Raw genomic sequence first — 14112 nt, forward strand, 5'->3', positions numbered from 1 at the left:
AACACAAAGAAAGGGGAAAAAGTACTCAAAAAATCCAATATTGAAAAATGCCAGAACCCTTGATTTTTCAATGGAATCTGGCATTTTTGTTTTCTCTAACTGTCAAAGACGGGATTATAGCATATGCGAAAATCTTGTCAAGTATTCGCTGGAATAAAAATTTACTTAGAATATGTAATTATTGTCAAGGTTGTTGGGCCCCTGGCGGGGCAGGGGCCGGAATGCTTTAGGATTGGGCATTAAGTTTCATTTTTTGGCTGATTCTAAATTGTTCAGCATCTGGAACATCGACAAATTCTACGGTTTTATCAAAGTTCTTTTTGACAACATCTTTTATTTCATCAAGTGTTACATTAAAAAATTCTCGCCGGCGATTAACCATGTTAAGCTTTCTATCTTCGAAGGCTTTATGCAAAGCGGCCTCAAGAGCCGGAGCATCATCAGAAAAGATCATGGCATGAACATCAAAATTAAAGGGAACAGAGGCATCGCCAAGTTCATCGACTCGCTCCTGAGGATCAAGACGACGTGTCATTCCGATCTTGTACACATTTTCACCAAAAGCTCCGATATTTGAAATAATATATACATAGCCAGCTTTCATATTTGCTTGACGGTAGTCGATGTCAGTAAGTGCTTTATCAATATCGGAAAGCTGATCTTCCAAAGTCTGTTTTTTGCTTAAAAGATCAGGATCATCTGGGTGAAGATTTAATTGAGTACAGATTTTTTCAAAAGCTGTTTGGTAATGTGTTTGCTCTTTTTCAATCTTTTTGCGTTGTTCATCCAATTCTTTTTGGATTTTGGCTTGTTCACGCTGTTCAGCCCTTGCAGCTTTGAGCGCCTCTTTTTCTTCCTGCTTTTTCTGCTGATATTCAAACGCTAACCGGAGTTCCTTCACCTTTAGGTCGAGATATTTATTATTAATAGAGATATTCATAACGGTACCTAATTTTGAAATGGTTTCTGCGGACTTGTAGATCCGATCCAGGGAGGCATCAAAATTAGTATATTTTACTCTGGATATAATATCGTCACATTCATTATTAAACGCTCGAAGAAGAAGTTTTTCAGTATCAGAAACCATTTTTCGACCCTTGGCTTTATTTCCATTCACTTCCCAGTTGGTATTTCCAGTTACTGCCTGTTTAGCTTTAATAAGTTCTTTTTGTTCAGCGCGAATCTGTGCTAGTTTCTCCTTATAATCAAGGGCAGATGCGAAATCATATTGAGGCTGGTAAAGTCCAAACTCCTGAACAATAATTTCTTCATCAAGCTGGACGAGTTGTTTCCTCTTTTCGGAGATTTCCTGTTCTATTTTTAAAAGAGCATCTTCTTTTTTATGGATTTCCTTTTGACAATCTTGTCTCAACTTTTCAAGAGAAAGTTCAGCAGCAGATTGTTCATCCTGGAGTTTGGCAACCAGCATTTGTAAAGCGTGAGCATCCTGCATCTCCGGGGTAAGCAGTTCTTTTAAATGTGTATTCTCCGTTTCGAGCTGTGCGGTATGCTCAGTCGCAGATTTCTCAGCTTTGTTTTTTAGGATCAGTAGTACGATACCTAACAATAAAGGAATGCCATATGCAAACCAAAAAGCAAATAGCAGACAAATGAGCCAGGTATTGAGATACCATTTCTTTTTCATAAATTATTCCTTCCTGATGTATATTTTTATTAAAATGCCATAGGTTGTTTGATTGTTATCAAGGTTGTTGGGCCTTTGGCGGGGCGGGGGCCGGTTTTTGCGGTTTGAATGCAATAACCTGATTTAAAATAATTCGATTATGGCAAGGTGTGGCTCAAACTGGATACGGTAGTTATCTAAACGAGTGGAAATACCGTATATTTGTCGATAGTATTCGAGAGCCTCGACCAGCGTATCTTCCGACACATCTAAAAATTCAGCAACTTCAAATCGGTTTTGACAGCCGTGTTTAAAAGCATCAACCAAGCCGATCAATCCGATTCGTTTGTTATAAGCCCAGAGGCGGGCGGTGCGTTCTTGCTTACGGGCATTGACGGTATCCTGAGTGGTGATGTTGCCTACGGTCGTATAGTGATGCCCCAATTCTTCCGCAAGCACGTCTGCTTTTTTTGCTGTAGAATGAATATCCATTCTGATCGCAATTCGATTTCCTTTGATGCGGCCATCATTGCGAAGAAGGGGCATTTCTTTAACCGTAATATTTTGGGAATCTGCTTCGTTCAATAAATCTTCATACCCCAATAGATCACCCCCAGTTAGAATCGTCATTCATAATATCGTCATCGTGCTTTTGGTCTTCATCAGTCAATTCTATATCAGTACGTTCGTGGGCGGCGTTAGCGACAATATAGTCGGCATCAGGATCACGAGTAAGGGATGGGAAGTTCTGCTTTTTTTCGGTGTATTTCTTATCTAACGTGAGCAACCGCACTTGTTCTGTGGCAGTTTCTTGGCCGAGAGTGTTTAACTGATTATAGTAGTTTATGATTTGTGGTTTTTCTCCATCCACGCTAATACTATTTTGCGATTCACCAAAAGCTTCAACAGCTGAAACAGGAGGCGCATCGGGTAGAGGGATTTCCTGCCTTGCAAGAGCTGCTCTCAACTGGCTAGGAGGAAGGCCAAGCGTCTCAGCAACTCTGGAAATTAGTTTATAACTTGTATGATCTCCGATAACGTCATCCCAATCTAATGCCTTGTCTTCTTCAAAATTTTCTAGTTTAAATTCCATATCTCCTGGGACGAAATCATCAATATTTTGCAACCATGAGAGAGGAACCTGAGATTTTTTTGCAACCTCATCTAATGTTATTCTTAGTTCTTTTATCCTTTCTTCTATTATAGAACCGACAGAATCTCCAGTTAGTCTATCAATAGAGATATTTAGAGCCCGTGCGATCTTCATTAAAATTTCTATATCTGCCTTACGATGTCCATTTTCTAATTTACTAATTGAGGACTGTGATATTCCTGTAAGTTCAGATAACTGATATGTGGAGATTCCTTTTTCAGTCCTTATTTTTTTAATACGTTCACCTATATTCATGATATACCCCCTGAAAAGTAGATAATCCTATAAAAAATTCCATATTTGAATCAATTTAATCATAATTCAAATATAGAATAATGTCAAGTGCTCAAAATAATTCTGAAACACACTTGAAATAATTCTAAAATAGATTTATAATCAAAAACAAGTCCAAAATAGAATCAAAAAGAGGCGAAAAGATGGACATTATTCAGAAGAAAATAAAGGACAGAAGAAAATCGCTTGGACTCAGTCAATATGAATTGGCGAAACGAACACAAAAAATGAATCAATCACAGATTTCAAAAATTGAAACGGAGAATCGAAAAATAACTATAGAAGATATGGCAATGATTGCCAAAGCACTAGAAACTCCGTTGAGTTGGTTCATGGGGCAGACGGATAAGGAGGAAAAGTCATGAACGAATTAAAAATTATCAACATTGATGGGGTAGAGTGCTATGAGAAAGATGGCACAGCGTATCTGAAACTGGAGACGGTGGCGAGAGGATTGGGATTTACAACCGTTGCTACAAGTGGTAATGAGGTTGTGAGATGGAATACGGTACACAAGTATCTTACTGATTTGGGCGTTGCAACTTCCTGCAACGGAACTAATTACAGAGAAATGTGCCCCGAATTTATCCCTGAGAACATATTCTACCGCCTTGCTATGAAAGCGAAGAATGAGGCTGCAGAAAAGTTTCAGGCAAAGGTAGCGGATGAGATCATTCCTTCCATCCGCAGGACCGGTGGCTATCAGGTACATACACCGCAAGGAAAAGAACTTCTTGCATTGGCTGTTCTGGAAGCGCAGAGAACTATCGAGGCGCAGGCTGCGGAAATTGATCGCATGAAACCGAAGGAGGTCTTTGCTGATGCGGTATCAACAAGCCACACCGCAATTCTGATTGGAGATCTGGCAAAGATTCTCAAACAGAATGGGATTGAGACTGGACAGAAAAGGCTTTTTGCATGGTTGCGGGAAAATGGTTTTCTGATTAAGCGAAAAGGAACTGACTGGAATATGCCGACACAGAAATCTATGGAGATGGGGCTTTTTGAGGTAAAGGAGTCCACGGTAAATAATCCAGATGGATCTGTGAGAATCAATCGAACCACAAAAGTTACGGGGAAAGGACAAGTATATTTTGTCAATAAATTTCTGGAAGTTATGGCTTAACAGGATGAATGTCCCCAGGAAACCGGTACAACCGGTACCGCATACACTACCGTAGGAGGTGAACGGCAGAATGAGAGAACCCCCCAAAATTATCAATTACATAGAGATCGACGGAGAACAGGTTTTGTTCGATTCGCTCCCGGAGGAGAGACGCAAGGAAATTTCCCAGAAACTTCTGGACAATTTTATGGGAGCAGTTGGATTCAAGAGAAAGACCGCCTAAGGGCGGCCTGGATGGACAAGCAGGGAGGTGAGTGAGTTGGAGGCAGTGGAATGCAAAGTGGTGGAAACCCGTAAGTGGCGGGCGATGTCCCGCCACGTGGACAAGCTCCGGGGGCAGCTGGAGGAGGCCCGGCGATGGTGCATAGTCCAGACGGTTATTATAGCGCTGCTAACAGGGGCGTTGACCTATGTGCTGATGTGCGGCGCGTGAGAGGAGGTGACAAGGAAAAGTGAAAATTTTAGTGGCTTGCGAGGAAAGTCAAGCAGTCACAATCGAATTGCGGAAATTAGGACATGAGGCTTATTCCTGCGATATTGAGCCTTGTTCCGGCGGTCATCCAGAATGGCATCTACGAGTTGACGCGCTAAAGCTACTGAAAATGAAGTGGGATATGATTAAATCTTATTAGGAAAACACACTGCCAGAAAGGATGTGGCGAGCATCAGCCCGCCACGGCGGGAATTTCAGAAGTGTTGATTTCAATGTATTCTGCAATCTTACGAAATTCATCAGCGAATTTGCATTTAACGCTGATATTTCCATTTTCGTAAACCTTGATATGGTCTACAAGATCAATGAGCGCCTCCCGGGTTAGTTTGTCGATGTTCTGGTATTTCATAAAGGCCACCAGCGCCGGGTGCTCATTGTCAACACCATTTGCCAGTTCTGCCCGTTCAGCGGTCAACCGTTTCAGCACATCAGAGAGGGCCGCTACCTGCTGTTCATAGTCGGCTTTCATACTTCGATAGTCCTGCTGGGTAATTTCCCCGTCTTTCCAGTCTTGATAAAGGGACTGCTTGTAGCGGGTGATTTTCGCCAGTTCCTTTTCCTTTGCGGTAATCAGCTCGTCCAGTCTGAAAGACTGGCTTTTTTTCGTTGGAGCCGAATTGATACGAGCAATCGCCTCAGAATAAGAAACGGCTAAATGCACCTGGTACTGAATACCGAACAGAACAGCGGCCTCCAGCCGTTCATGCTTGATTGAGTGCATGGTGCAGGCTGTCCGGGAACGGTTTTTGTAAGTGGAGCAGGCATAATACACATGATTGTTTTTACTAACGCAACGAGTGACTGCCCGGCCACAATCGGCACATTTCAGAAAGCCGCTGAACAAATGGACTTTCCGGCCTTCGGGAGAAGTCCGGGTATCACGCTTTAACAAAGCCTGTACTTTATCAAAGGTTTCATAGTCGATAATGGCCTCATGTGTTCCAGCCACTTCCACCCATTCTTCACGGGGAACTACTTCAATCTGGTGTACCTTATAGCTTTTTACCCGGCTACGACCTTGTGCCAAATCCCCGGTATAGGTGGGATTGGTAAGTATTGCATGGATCATCCTGCCACCCCACATAGGCTCGTCATAACCTCTTGTAGAAACAGGCAGGCCCTTGAGTAGTTTATACGCAGAGGGACTCGGTACACCATGCTCATTCAAATACAGAGCGATGGCCCGTTTCGATGTTCCCTGCAAGAATAACGAGAAAATGAGTTTGACCGTTTCAGCTGCGTCCGGATCAATAACCAATTTGTGTTTGTCTTTTGGGTGCTTAATGTACCCATAAGGAGCAAAAGCTCCGATGTATTGACCGTTGCGCCGTTTATAGTCAAATACCTGGCGGATTTTTTTTGAAGTCTGGTAGCAATAATTATCATTCATTACATTCGTGATCGGAACGATAATATTAGAAACGCTATCCGGGTTTGTAAAACTATCCACATTTTCCGCAAGGCTGATAAACCGGACACCCATCTGTACAAACAGGTTATCAATCAGACTTCCCGCATCACTGTAATTCCGGGCGAAACGGGAAAGGTCTTTTACCACAACACAGTTGATTTTTCCGCTCATTACATCGGCCAAGAGCCGCTGGAAATTCTCGCGGTTGGCGTCCGTTCCCGTGTGGCCATCGTCCACATACTCAGAAACGCTTTCAAATTCCTCAATGTGCTTTTGGTAAAAGTCATTCAATAAGTCGCGCTGGTTTTTAACGCTGTTACTATCATCCTTACCTTTTTTCAAATCTTCTTTAGAGAGCCGGATATATTCTCCCAGCCGCCAGCGCCGGATTGTATAAGAGGGAGAGAAACTCTGTTGAACCCCTCTGTTTTTTGTTCGTGGCATTGTTCCTCCTTCCCTATCACATTACACTTATATTATAACTCTGTCCCGTAGGGACAACAAGGATGGCTCCGCCTCGGGACACTTTGTCTCGAAGTGGGGCGGGCCTCAGCCTAAGTTACAGCCCACTTTTTTGACGAATTAAAAAGTCTGTCAAAATATCCTGGAGCGATGGGCCATTTTCCGTAAACTCCATTTTCACGCCGATGCCGCCGACACAAAAGCAGTACGGATTTTTGGCAATCTGTAAAAACCTTGTTATGCGCTCTTTGCGGGAAAGGGCGTTGTCAAAGGTCATACCGCTCACATCGGGCAGAGACTCGGGGGCAACTGCGCCAATGTCAACGCTTTTCATTTGTTCCAGTTCCTGTGCGGATAATCTCACGGTAAAACCTCCTTCTTTCAGATTGCGAAACGCCTCCCGGTTGTCCTGTGGGGAAACGCAAAAAAGCGGCACCGCAAAAGTGCCGCCCTTTGGCCTGCCCTCACATCGGGACACATTGTCTCGAAGTTAATACGGCCCGTTTTCGTAATGGCGCTGGGCCTCGTCTAAAGACTTGATGTCAAACACATAATGGAGCTCCCGAACAACGCGCCGGATGTCCTCGGGGGAAAAACCGCAGTTTTCCATCGCATACATCACATATCCCCGGCAGGCGTTATTGCTCCACGGCTCGGCCAGCATAGCGGCCAATGCAGGATTAAAGGTCATGGTCTTTTCCTCCTCGCTCTCTTTTTCGATTTTGCTCCTTCAGTGAAATGATAGGGAGTTCATGCAGTTCCTTTGGAAAACGCCCACGATATAAGCGATTATAGTTTGTAACCAAAATCACATCGGCGTTGCCCTCATTCACAGCCTGCATTACAGATCGTAAACCGGGACGCTCCATTGTCCGGCCATGATAACCCACATCCAGATATATCCCCGCGATTTCCATATTGTTTTTCTTGGCGTAGTCCATGAGATATAACTGTTGTCCCTTAATTGCATCAAGAGCGAAAGCAGTTTGAGGGCCATCAACCCGGCAATATAACACGGCTTTCATGTTGTCTCCCTCCTATATGAAATTAGGGAACGCCGCGCCCATTTCCTTGACCTGTCCAAAGACAACTATACTCGGCGCGGCGCTCCCTCGCAGGCGAGAGGGCGGCCCGGAGGGGCAGGCGGCCAGCCTGTCCACTGCCGGATTGTGGCCGTGAGATGGCCCGTCCCACTTGCGGCGCTGGTGTTGTTCGCTCATTCCCGTTTAGGGGAAGTCACCGCGCACCCGCCGCCCGGCTCCCCGGATCATGCTCGGGGCCGCCCTTGTTCGTCTGCGGAGAAAAGAAAACCTCCTCTCATAAACCGAGACATTTTTTCATCATTTCCAAGTGGGGGAAACGGAAAAATTAAAAGATTTTTTTCATGCGTTCCAGCCCTCTTTTGATGGACTGGCGGACAGACTCCTCATGTACGCCTTCGGCCTCGGCAATCGCTTTTATGCTTTTGCCAAGAATGATGTGGGCGTCAATCCTCCGGCCCTGGATTTCCGGCAGAGAGTTGAGCGCGTTCCACAGACGGAGAAAGAGCTCCATCCGTTCCAAGAGCTCCTGGGGCGTGGGCTCATGCAGGCAGGCCGAGTATTCGATCCCGTCCTCACAGTCCAGGGAATACTGCGCCTTGTGCCGGGAGAGCCGCCGCTGATAGGCCATTTCATAACGGGCATCCGCAAGAAAGACCGCCGCCACTTCGTCGGAAACCTCGATGAATTGATCCTGGGTGTACCAATAATAAAAATCTTTCAGATTGATCGTAGTCATAAATAAACCTCCGTTTCGGTGTTGGGTGGACGAGTGACCGAAACGGGGCCCGGAGGGGAGCGGCACCCTGGGGATCCGCCCCGCACCTCGGGACACATTGTCTCGAAGTGGGGATAACAAAAAGCGCCTGCGCGACACAAAGCCACGCAAGCGCATGAAATTACAAATTCATTTATGTACTGCCAAATTTCGCATCCACCGCCGGACTGATCCTGTTGGGCGGGTGGGCTTTTTTTGATAGGTTAGGGGGATGGAAAAAGATAAAGGACACGACAATACCTCCCGGATACCGCCATGTCCTTAAAGATGGGCGAGTTTACTACACCCGCCGTATCTCAATTTTTCAAAAGAAAATGGCGGTTTTGATTTCTATTACAAAACCGCCGTTGATGTATTAGGTATGATACGATCAGCAAGCAACGGTTTTGAAAGATAGTTGCAATCTGTCAGCAATCGCATATACCGAATATAGTTTCCAAAAAGAAAGAGCCGATAATCACAAGACTTCTTGTGTTATCGGCTCTGCGTCTGTGCGTCTGGCTCTTTGATAACTGACATATTTAGTTGTTTTACTACAATTAAGGTTTCGCGTTTACATTTTGGACAGTATAATGGGAAATTTTCAAGAATGGTATCTTCCCGGATCTTTAGTCGTGTTTTACAGTTGCAAACAGGGCATAATAACCATTGTTCCCTTTTCAATATATCACCTCCAATTTTCAGAAGTACCTGGGTTATCAAATTCCAAAAAGACTTTTTTTGAAATAACTCCTATTAGTGCCGCTATTATTGCCGTGATGATCAGAAGAAGATAAAGACTATTTGAGAAGTAATCAAATAAAATTCCGTAAATAGCCTGCCCTAATGGTTGAGCACACATCGTCATTGTCATAATGTATGCGGTTACTTTACCAAGCAAATGATTAGGTGTTTTTCTTTGTGTTGCAGATAAAACGAAAATTGAAAACAAAGTAATGAACAGTTGAAGAACCATTATGCAAGCCGTAATAATTATGTAGCAAATCATCGGGCTAAATCCAAACAAAAATACACATCCTATTGGAATAATGGACATTCCAGAAAACACAAGTAAAAGATACAGCTTGCTTGTTTTTAGTTTATTTGCAATTAGTCCGCTTATCACACCACCAGCTATTCCAGCTCCAGCCATAAGCCCCTCGGCTGTTCCATATAATTCACTACTTAATTTTAAGATAGTTCGTATCATATACGGCATACCGATTGTGACGATTGAAACTATAAAAAAATTATATACCGCCATGATAACCGTAATTTTGTATATACTGGGTTGTTCCTTTAATATATAACGAATACTATCTTTGAAATCATTTTTTATTATGTAAAGTATATTTGATTTTTTTGCAGGGGGCTCAAAGGGTATATGAATAAAAATCTCAAGTATAGCCGATGCAAAAAAGCATATTCCACTTACCCAAACAATCGGCATAGCCCCAAAGAAACCATACAAAACTCCACCAAGAACAGGGCCGATAAGATTAGCAAGCATAGTCGCCTGATTTACAACAGCATTTGCTTTGATAAGATTTTCTTCGGTTTCCAACAAAGGAACGCTTGAATTAACTGATGGAGTATAACAAGCTTGAATGATTGAAAGCAAAATCAGCATTATAGCAATCAATGAAATAGCGTTCTTCTCTGTAAGGAATATACCAAAACCTAAAACAAGTGCCGAAGTTGTAAAATCAAGAACAACCATAATATTGCGACGATTTACTCGATCTGAAATCAGACCGCCGAATGGAGAAAGCACAATAGTAGGTATTATTGCAATAGCTGTTATTGAACCAAAAATTGTTGCAGAGCCAGTAATATCTAAAACATACAGTGAAAGGGCAAATCGCAGAATTGAGTTTCCAAACAACGAAATTAGCTGGCCTATCAGAACCATTGTAAAATTACGATTAAAAAGTCGCTGTGACATTAAGCCATACCTCCTAAGTCATGAGTAGTCCTATCGGTAGACATCGTTTTTACGAATGTAATCACCACAATAGCTGCGATAGTTATAAACCGTATCCAAAACCTTATTCTCTTCATTTTGAGTACCCCCTATTTTTTCTTGAAAATCAGTAACTCTACAATTTGTGCGCCTACAATAACGCCACCGCTTACTAAGCAAATCTTTGCTATACGCGGATGACCGTTTTCTTTAAGTGGAATGTAACTTGCCATAAGTCCAACGCCAGAACAAAATGTCAGCGTCTTTCCAATCAATCGCACAGGCCAAAAACTCCATGCTTTATTCATAGACTTATCAAGAATATTTGCCGCATTTTCTGCCGTTTTTTCAACGGCATCCCCAAAGTGCTCCATTACCTGTTCAAATCTTTCTTCTGTCATAACAATGCCTCCTTTAAATTTTGTATGTGTAAACCCCAAAATAATACCTTATGAATGAATGTAATTGATTTATATAAAAGTACCTTTTGTAAGGTACTCTTATATTTCACTTTAATAACTCAACAATGTGACTTTGAACAAGATCTTTCAATTCATCATCAAATAGAGGAATACCCATAGCATCCAAAATTGCGCTCATACATTTAAACTTACTTATTATTTCTTCGGCACACGCAGGGTAAACTGTTGGTGATAGCCATAAATCACTTAACAAAGAAATAAGTTCTGATAGTTCCTTGGCGTACTCTGTTTTGATAGAACCGTCAGCTTGACCTTCTTCAATTAGCTTTAACCACATGGGGGCAAGCAGACGCCGATCTGTGTCAATCATTCCTGCTAATATTCGTGGGTTTTTGAGTACGGGAAGTGTTCGTTTATTTAGTTCTACCCTTTCCGCATCTTCATAGTTAATTTTAATTACTTCGCGCATTTTTTGCAAACCGTTCAAATCCTTATGTTCATTAGCGAGTGTAAATGGGTTATTATCAAAAAACATTTTCTCGCCTAAAGCATCCATGATTTCCTCTTTGGATTTAAAATGATGATAGATTGCCCCCTTAGTAAGTCCCCCAAGTTCATTTACAATATCTTGAATAGTTGTATTGTCATATCCTTTTTCCAGAAAGAGCCGTTGAGCCACATCTAATATTTTTTCAACCGTGATTTCTGGATACTTATTTCGTGCCATATGTCCACCTCTTTCGATAACATACTTTTGGTATGATTATATTATAAGCATTTTCCGCGTTTCTGTCAAGATACATTCCGACGGTATTTATATGAAAATAAATAGTCAGTAGAATGAAATATACAATCGTTCAAATACTAATACCCGAAATGTAAAATGACATTGGGTGATGTTATGAAGTTTGAACGAGATGAACGACGATTTGATTTTCACGATATAGGGCTCGCCATCAAGCGGGCGCGGGAGGCCAGCGGGATGACGCAGGAACAACTGGCCTACATTGTTGACCGTTCTCCACGCACCATCATGTATAACGAGAATGACGGCCAGCACCCGAGCCTCAACACCTTTTATCAGATGGTTACAATGTTCGATATATCGGTAGATCAGTATTTCTATCCGTCCAAAAATGGAGGGAGCGAGTGCAGGAAACGAATTGACGCCATGCTGGGCTCCCTTGACGAAAAAGAATTGAAAATCGTGGAGGCCACCATCCAAGCGATGAAACAGGCCAAAGAAACGGAGGATGCGTAAGAAAAGCGCGGCCTTCGTTTTTTTGCGCCATGTTGCGGGTTGCGCGGTTTCGGCAAGCAATTCGGGTGTGGCCACACTCCGAAATTTTTGCAGGCACAAGGCCCGCAAAAATGCTTGTTGGGGAGCTCCCCAAACCCGCTGGACTTCGGGACAAATTGTCCCAAAGTCCCGGCGCGATGCGCCTGTTGCCTGCGGCCCGGGCTAACGCTCCTGGGCCTTATTTCCCCGCCCGTCCGTGTGGCCGAGCAGATAATCAATGTTCGCCTTGACCGCCACAGCCTGCCGCATATCCGCCTGGGCCTTGCGGTACTCAGCATAAAGGGCCTTTTTCTTTTCGGAGAGCTCCCGGCGCTCCTTTTTCAGCGCGTCCATTTTCGGGAGTTTTGCCCCGCCTAATATCTCATTCATCGCCGCCTTTGCCGCCCGGTAGGTAGCCAGCTCCGCCTCGTGTTCCGCCAAATACTTCTTGCTGTACCGGGCCGCCTTGTAGCCGTTAAATATGGGCCGCGTCTTTGCATAGTCCACCGTGGCCCCCATGAGCCGGGAAGTCTGCGAGAGCGCCGCCTCCGTGTCCCGCAGCTCCCCGGCCAAAGTATGAAAGCGATCCACCGCCGCCTCGGTACTTGCGGCCAGCTCGTCATAGTCCGTAAGGCCATGCTCCTGGAGATACTGGAGCGCGGCGGCCATTTGTTTCAGATTGTAAACCTTCGCCCACCGCTCATAGGCCGGGCCTTTGCCCTGGGCCATGCGCTGTTGAATATCAATCATCAGATTGACGCGCCGGGCCGGGGCCGGACTGTCCTCCGGGAGCTCCGGGATGGGCCGCTCCCCGGCGATTGCCGCCCGGATGTCCTCGGGATCAAAGCCGTCCCCCAGGGTGGATGCCCGCAGGCGGGTGTACTTATCCTGCCCCGGAGCCAGGAACGAGAGCACACCGCCGCGCCCATGCTTTACCGCAAAACCAGCCTCCTCCATGAGCCGCAGAAAGGCGGCAAAGTCGGCGGGCTTTTTTTCCAGAGCCTCCACAACGGCCAGCCGTACCCGCTGTTGCGCGGACGGCGGTTTTTCCCCGATCCACTGGCCATAGTGGAGGAAACGGCCCTTGCTGTGCTGTTTCGGATTTTGAATAACCGATAGATCATGCTCAATGCACACCCGGTCAGAGAGCCGCCGCAGAGCAAAGGACGAGCCGATGAAGTTGTGAAACTTCCGGGAGCAGTCAAAAGCCGTGGAATTAAAATAAATATGGTTATGCAGATGGCCCTTGTCGATGTGGGTACAGACGAAAAACTGATACTTGCCCTTTGTCCAGCGCATGGCCGTCTCATAGCCGATTTTGTTCGCCTCCTCCGGCGTGACCTCACCGGGCGGAAACGCCTGCCGGATCTGAAAGAACAGGGCCCCGCGCTCCACAGCCCGGCCCGTTTCCGCCTGGTACTGGCTTTTTGTCAGAAGAAACTCGGCGGGGGCCGATGCCGGATCGCAGAGATAGGCAGACACGGCTCCCAGCTTTTTCGGATTGAGCCCATAGGCAAACCGTTCCTCCATCGTCTGAACGGCGCTTTTTCCCGCCGCTACTTTGTAGGGCCGGATGTAAGTTGTAGCCGTGGCCGCACCTCCTTTTCAAGAAAAAGGGCGGCTGTTCTCCAGCCGCCGCATAGGACTTCGGGACAAATTGTCCCAAAGCGTCATCCCGTGATAAAGCTCTTTAACGAGTAATTGAGATCGTCCAGCTTGCAGACCAGCCACTCGGCTGCGGCGGGCAGGCCGAAAGGGGAAAGTAAAAAGGCAAGCACCAGCCCCGTTATCCCCCATTGTGGATTGCCCTGGATGAACAGTTCAAACAGGCCGCACAATGCGAGGAAAAAGGACAGGATGCCGAACACCCAGGACGCAAGAGACACACTAAAGTTTAATACCGCTACCAGGAGCGTAAGGGCCAGCACAAAAGGGGCCGCGATGATTTTCAGAATGATCCGCATAGCTTGATACCTCCTTGTTTTGATTGACAGGTTATCCCTACATGATAATTATACCTCTGTCCGGGAGGGACAACAAGGATGGCTCCGGCTTTCAGCACCTCGGGACAAATTGTCCCGAAGTAGT

General features: G+C 45.0%; 19 protein-coding genes. 5 read left to right on the forward strand and 14 right to left on the reverse strand.

The features are described from left to right. Positions 1-226: 226 nt before the first annotated feature. The 3 genes from B5E84_RS16150 to B5E84_RS16160 form a co-directional block, all read right to left on the reverse strand. The gene (locus B5E84_RS16150; protein ID WP_087224635.1) at positions 227-1645 is read right to left on the reverse strand and encodes an SNIPE associated domain-containing protein; all 1419 of its coding nucleotides are present in this window, start codon (positions 1643-1645) and stop codon (positions 227-229) included. Positions 1646-1768: 123 nt separating this feature from the next. Further along, a complete protein-coding gene (locus B5E84_RS16155; RefSeq protein ID WP_087224724.1) occupies positions 1769-2227 on the reverse strand; it encodes a hypothetical protein in 459 nt (152 codons plus the stop codon). A 4-nt stretch (positions 2228-2231) separates the two neighbouring features. Continuing rightward, the gene (locus B5E84_RS16160; RefSeq protein ID WP_087224638.1) at positions 2232-3032 is read right to left on the reverse strand and encodes a helix-turn-helix domain-containing protein; all 801 of its coding nucleotides are present in this window, start codon (positions 3030-3032) and stop codon (positions 2232-2234) included. Between the two features lie 182 nt (positions 3033-3214). Between B5E84_RS16160 and B5E84_RS16165 the strand changes: the two genes are divergently transcribed. The 4 genes from B5E84_RS16165 (at position 3215) to B5E84_RS20660 (ending at position 4630) form a co-directional block, all read left to right on the forward strand. Continuing rightward, positions 3215-3436, forward strand: a complete 222-nt coding sequence (locus B5E84_RS16165; RefSeq protein WP_087224641.1) for a helix-turn-helix domain-containing protein — start codon at positions 3215-3217, stop codon at positions 3434-3436. Then, positions 3433-4197, forward strand: a complete 765-nt coding sequence (locus tag B5E84_RS21125) for a phage antirepressor (protein ID WP_087224644.1) — start codon at positions 3433-3435, stop codon at positions 4195-4197. Before B5E84_RS16165 ends, B5E84_RS21125 begins: the two co-directional genes overlap by 4 nt. A 70-nt stretch (positions 4198-4267) precedes the next feature. Continuing rightward, a complete protein-coding gene (locus tag B5E84_RS20895) occupies positions 4268-4420 on the forward strand; it encodes a hypothetical protein (RefSeq protein WP_204248605.1) in 153 nt (50 codons plus the stop codon). 36 nt (positions 4421-4456) lie between these two features. After that, positions 4457-4630, forward strand: coding sequence for a hypothetical protein (locus B5E84_RS20660; RefSeq protein WP_162612881.1), 174 nt, complete (start codon positions 4457-4459; stop codon positions 4628-4630). Positions 4631-4862: 232 nt separating this feature from the next. Here the strand turns inward: B5E84_RS20660 and B5E84_RS16180 are convergent, their stop codons facing one another. The 9 genes from B5E84_RS16180 to B5E84_RS16215 form a co-directional block, all read right to left on the reverse strand. Next, positions 4863-6545: a recombinase family protein gene (locus B5E84_RS16180; RefSeq protein ID WP_087224650.1), complete on the reverse strand. Its 1683-nt coding sequence runs from the start codon at positions 6543-6545 to the stop codon at positions 4863-4865. Positions 6546-6660: 115 nt separating this feature from the next. After that, on the reverse strand, positions 6661-6927 hold the full coding sequence (locus B5E84_RS16185) for a DUF6870 family protein (protein WP_087224653.1): 267 nt from the start codon (positions 6925-6927) through the stop codon (positions 6661-6663). Positions 6928-7053: 126 nt separating this feature from the next. Beyond that, entirely contained in the window at positions 7054-7254 is a 201-nt protein-coding gene (locus tag B5E84_RS21130; protein ID WP_242963414.1) for a hypothetical protein, read from the reverse strand. Then, positions 7244-7588 (reverse strand): recombinase family protein, encoded by a 345-nt coding sequence (locus B5E84_RS21135; RefSeq protein ID WP_242963415.1) that lies wholly within the window; start codon positions 7586-7588, stop codon positions 7244-7246. Before B5E84_RS21135 ends, B5E84_RS21130 begins: the two co-directional genes overlap by 11 nt. A 343-nt stretch (positions 7589-7931) precedes the next feature. Next, complete coding sequence (locus B5E84_RS16195; protein WP_087224656.1) at positions 7932-8342, reverse strand: sigma-70 family RNA polymerase sigma factor; 411 nt, start codon at positions 8340-8342, stop codon at positions 7932-7934. 513 nt (positions 8343-8855) lie between these two features. After that, complete coding sequence (locus tag B5E84_RS16200) at positions 8856-9044, reverse strand: cysteine-rich KTR domain-containing protein (RefSeq protein ID WP_087224659.1); 189 nt, start codon at positions 9042-9044, stop codon at positions 8856-8858. A gap of 4 nt (positions 9045-9048) precedes the next feature. Further along, positions 9049-10305 (reverse strand): MFS transporter, encoded by a 1257-nt coding sequence (locus B5E84_RS16205; RefSeq protein WP_087224662.1) that lies wholly within the window; start codon positions 10303-10305, stop codon positions 9049-9051. Between the two features lie 128 nt (positions 10306-10433). Next, positions 10434-10724: a hypothetical protein gene (locus B5E84_RS16210; RefSeq protein ID WP_087224665.1), complete on the reverse strand. Its 291-nt coding sequence runs from the start codon at positions 10722-10724 to the stop codon at positions 10434-10436. 106 nt (positions 10725-10830) lie between these two features. After that, entirely contained in the window at positions 10831-11472 is a 642-nt protein-coding gene (locus B5E84_RS16215; protein WP_087224668.1) for a TetR/AcrR family transcriptional regulator, read from the reverse strand. A 174-nt stretch (positions 11473-11646) separates the two neighbouring features. Here B5E84_RS16215 and B5E84_RS16220 point away from each other — a divergent pair, with 174 nt between their 5' ends. Then, positions 11647-12006 carry a helix-turn-helix transcriptional regulator gene (locus B5E84_RS16220; protein ID WP_087224671.1) on the forward strand — a complete coding sequence of 120 codons (360 nt, stop codon included), beginning with the start codon at positions 11647-11649 and terminating at the stop codon, positions 12004-12006. Positions 12007-12207: 201 nt separating this feature from the next. Here the strand turns inward: B5E84_RS16220 and B5E84_RS16225 are convergent, their stop codons facing one another. Next, the gene (locus tag B5E84_RS16225) at positions 12208-13554 is read right to left on the reverse strand and encodes a relaxase/mobilization nuclease domain-containing protein (protein ID WP_087224675.1); all 1347 of its coding nucleotides are present in this window, start codon (positions 13552-13554) and stop codon (positions 12208-12210) included. Positions 13555-13694: 140 nt separating this feature from the next. Next, a complete protein-coding gene (locus B5E84_RS16230) occupies positions 13695-13988 on the reverse strand; it encodes a CD1845 family protein (protein WP_087224678.1) in 294 nt (97 codons plus the stop codon). Positions 13989-14112 lie beyond the last annotated feature (124 nt).

The sequence above is a fragment of the Lachnoclostridium sp. An14 genome (genome assembly GCF_002160755.1).
GTDB lineage: Bacteria > Bacillota > Clostridia > Lachnospirales > Lachnospiraceae > Lachnoclostridium_A.

What these genes read in the sequence shown, in the direction of transcription:
- B5E84_RS16150 (WP_087224635.1), bottom strand. Translation starts at nt 1,645, where the DNA reads ATGAAAAAGAAATGGTATCTCAATACCTGGCTCATTTGTCTGCTATTT.
- B5E84_RS16160 (WP_087224638.1), bottom strand. Translation starts at nt 3,032, where the DNA reads ATGAATATAGGTGAACGTATTAAAAAAATAAGGACTGAAAAAGGAATC.
- B5E84_RS16165 (WP_087224641.1), top strand. Translation starts at nt 3,215, where the DNA reads ATGGACATTATTCAGAAGAAAATAAAGGACAGAAGAAAATCGCTTGGA.
- B5E84_RS21125 (WP_087224644.1), top strand. Translation starts at nt 3,433, where the DNA reads ATGAACGAATTAAAAATTATCAACATTGATGGGGTAGAGTGCTATGAG.
- B5E84_RS20895 (WP_204248605.1), top strand. Translation starts at nt 4,268, where the DNA reads ATGAGAGAACCCCCCAAAATTATCAATTACATAGAGATCGACGGAGAA.
- B5E84_RS16180 (WP_087224650.1), bottom strand. Translation starts at nt 6,545, where the DNA reads ATGCCACGAACAAAAAACAGAGGGGTTCAACAGAGTTTCTCTCCCTCT.
- B5E84_RS21130 (WP_242963414.1), bottom strand. Translation starts at nt 7,254, where the DNA reads ATGACCTTTAATCCTGCATTGGCCGCTATGCTGGCCGAGCCGTGGAGC.
- B5E84_RS21135 (WP_242963415.1), bottom strand. Translation starts at nt 7,588, where the DNA reads ATGAAAGCCGTGTTATATTGCCGGGTTGATGGCCCTCAAACTGCTTTC.
- B5E84_RS16195 (WP_087224656.1), bottom strand. Translation starts at nt 8,342, where the DNA reads ATGACTACGATCAATCTGAAAGATTTTTATTATTGGTACACCCAGGAT.
- B5E84_RS16205 (WP_087224662.1), bottom strand. Translation starts at nt 10,305, where the DNA reads ATGTCACAGCGACTTTTTAATCGTAATTTTACAATGGTTCTGATAGGC.
- B5E84_RS16210 (WP_087224665.1), bottom strand. Translation starts at nt 10,724, where the DNA reads ATGACAGAAGAAAGATTTGAACAGGTAATGGAGCACTTTGGGGATGCC.
- B5E84_RS16215 (WP_087224668.1), bottom strand. Translation starts at nt 11,472, where the DNA reads ATGGCACGAAATAAGTATCCAGAAATCACGGTTGAAAAAATATTAGAT.
- B5E84_RS16220 (WP_087224671.1), top strand. Translation starts at nt 11,647, where the DNA reads ATGAAGTTTGAACGAGATGAACGACGATTTGATTTTCACGATATAGGG.
- B5E84_RS16225 (WP_087224675.1), bottom strand. Translation starts at nt 13,554, where the DNA reads ATGGAGGAACGGTTTGCCTATGGGCTCAATCCGAAAAAGCTGGGAGCC.
- B5E84_RS16230 (WP_087224678.1), bottom strand. Translation starts at nt 13,988, where the DNA reads ATGCGGATCATTCTGAAAATCATCGCGGCCCCTTTTGTGCTGGCCCTT.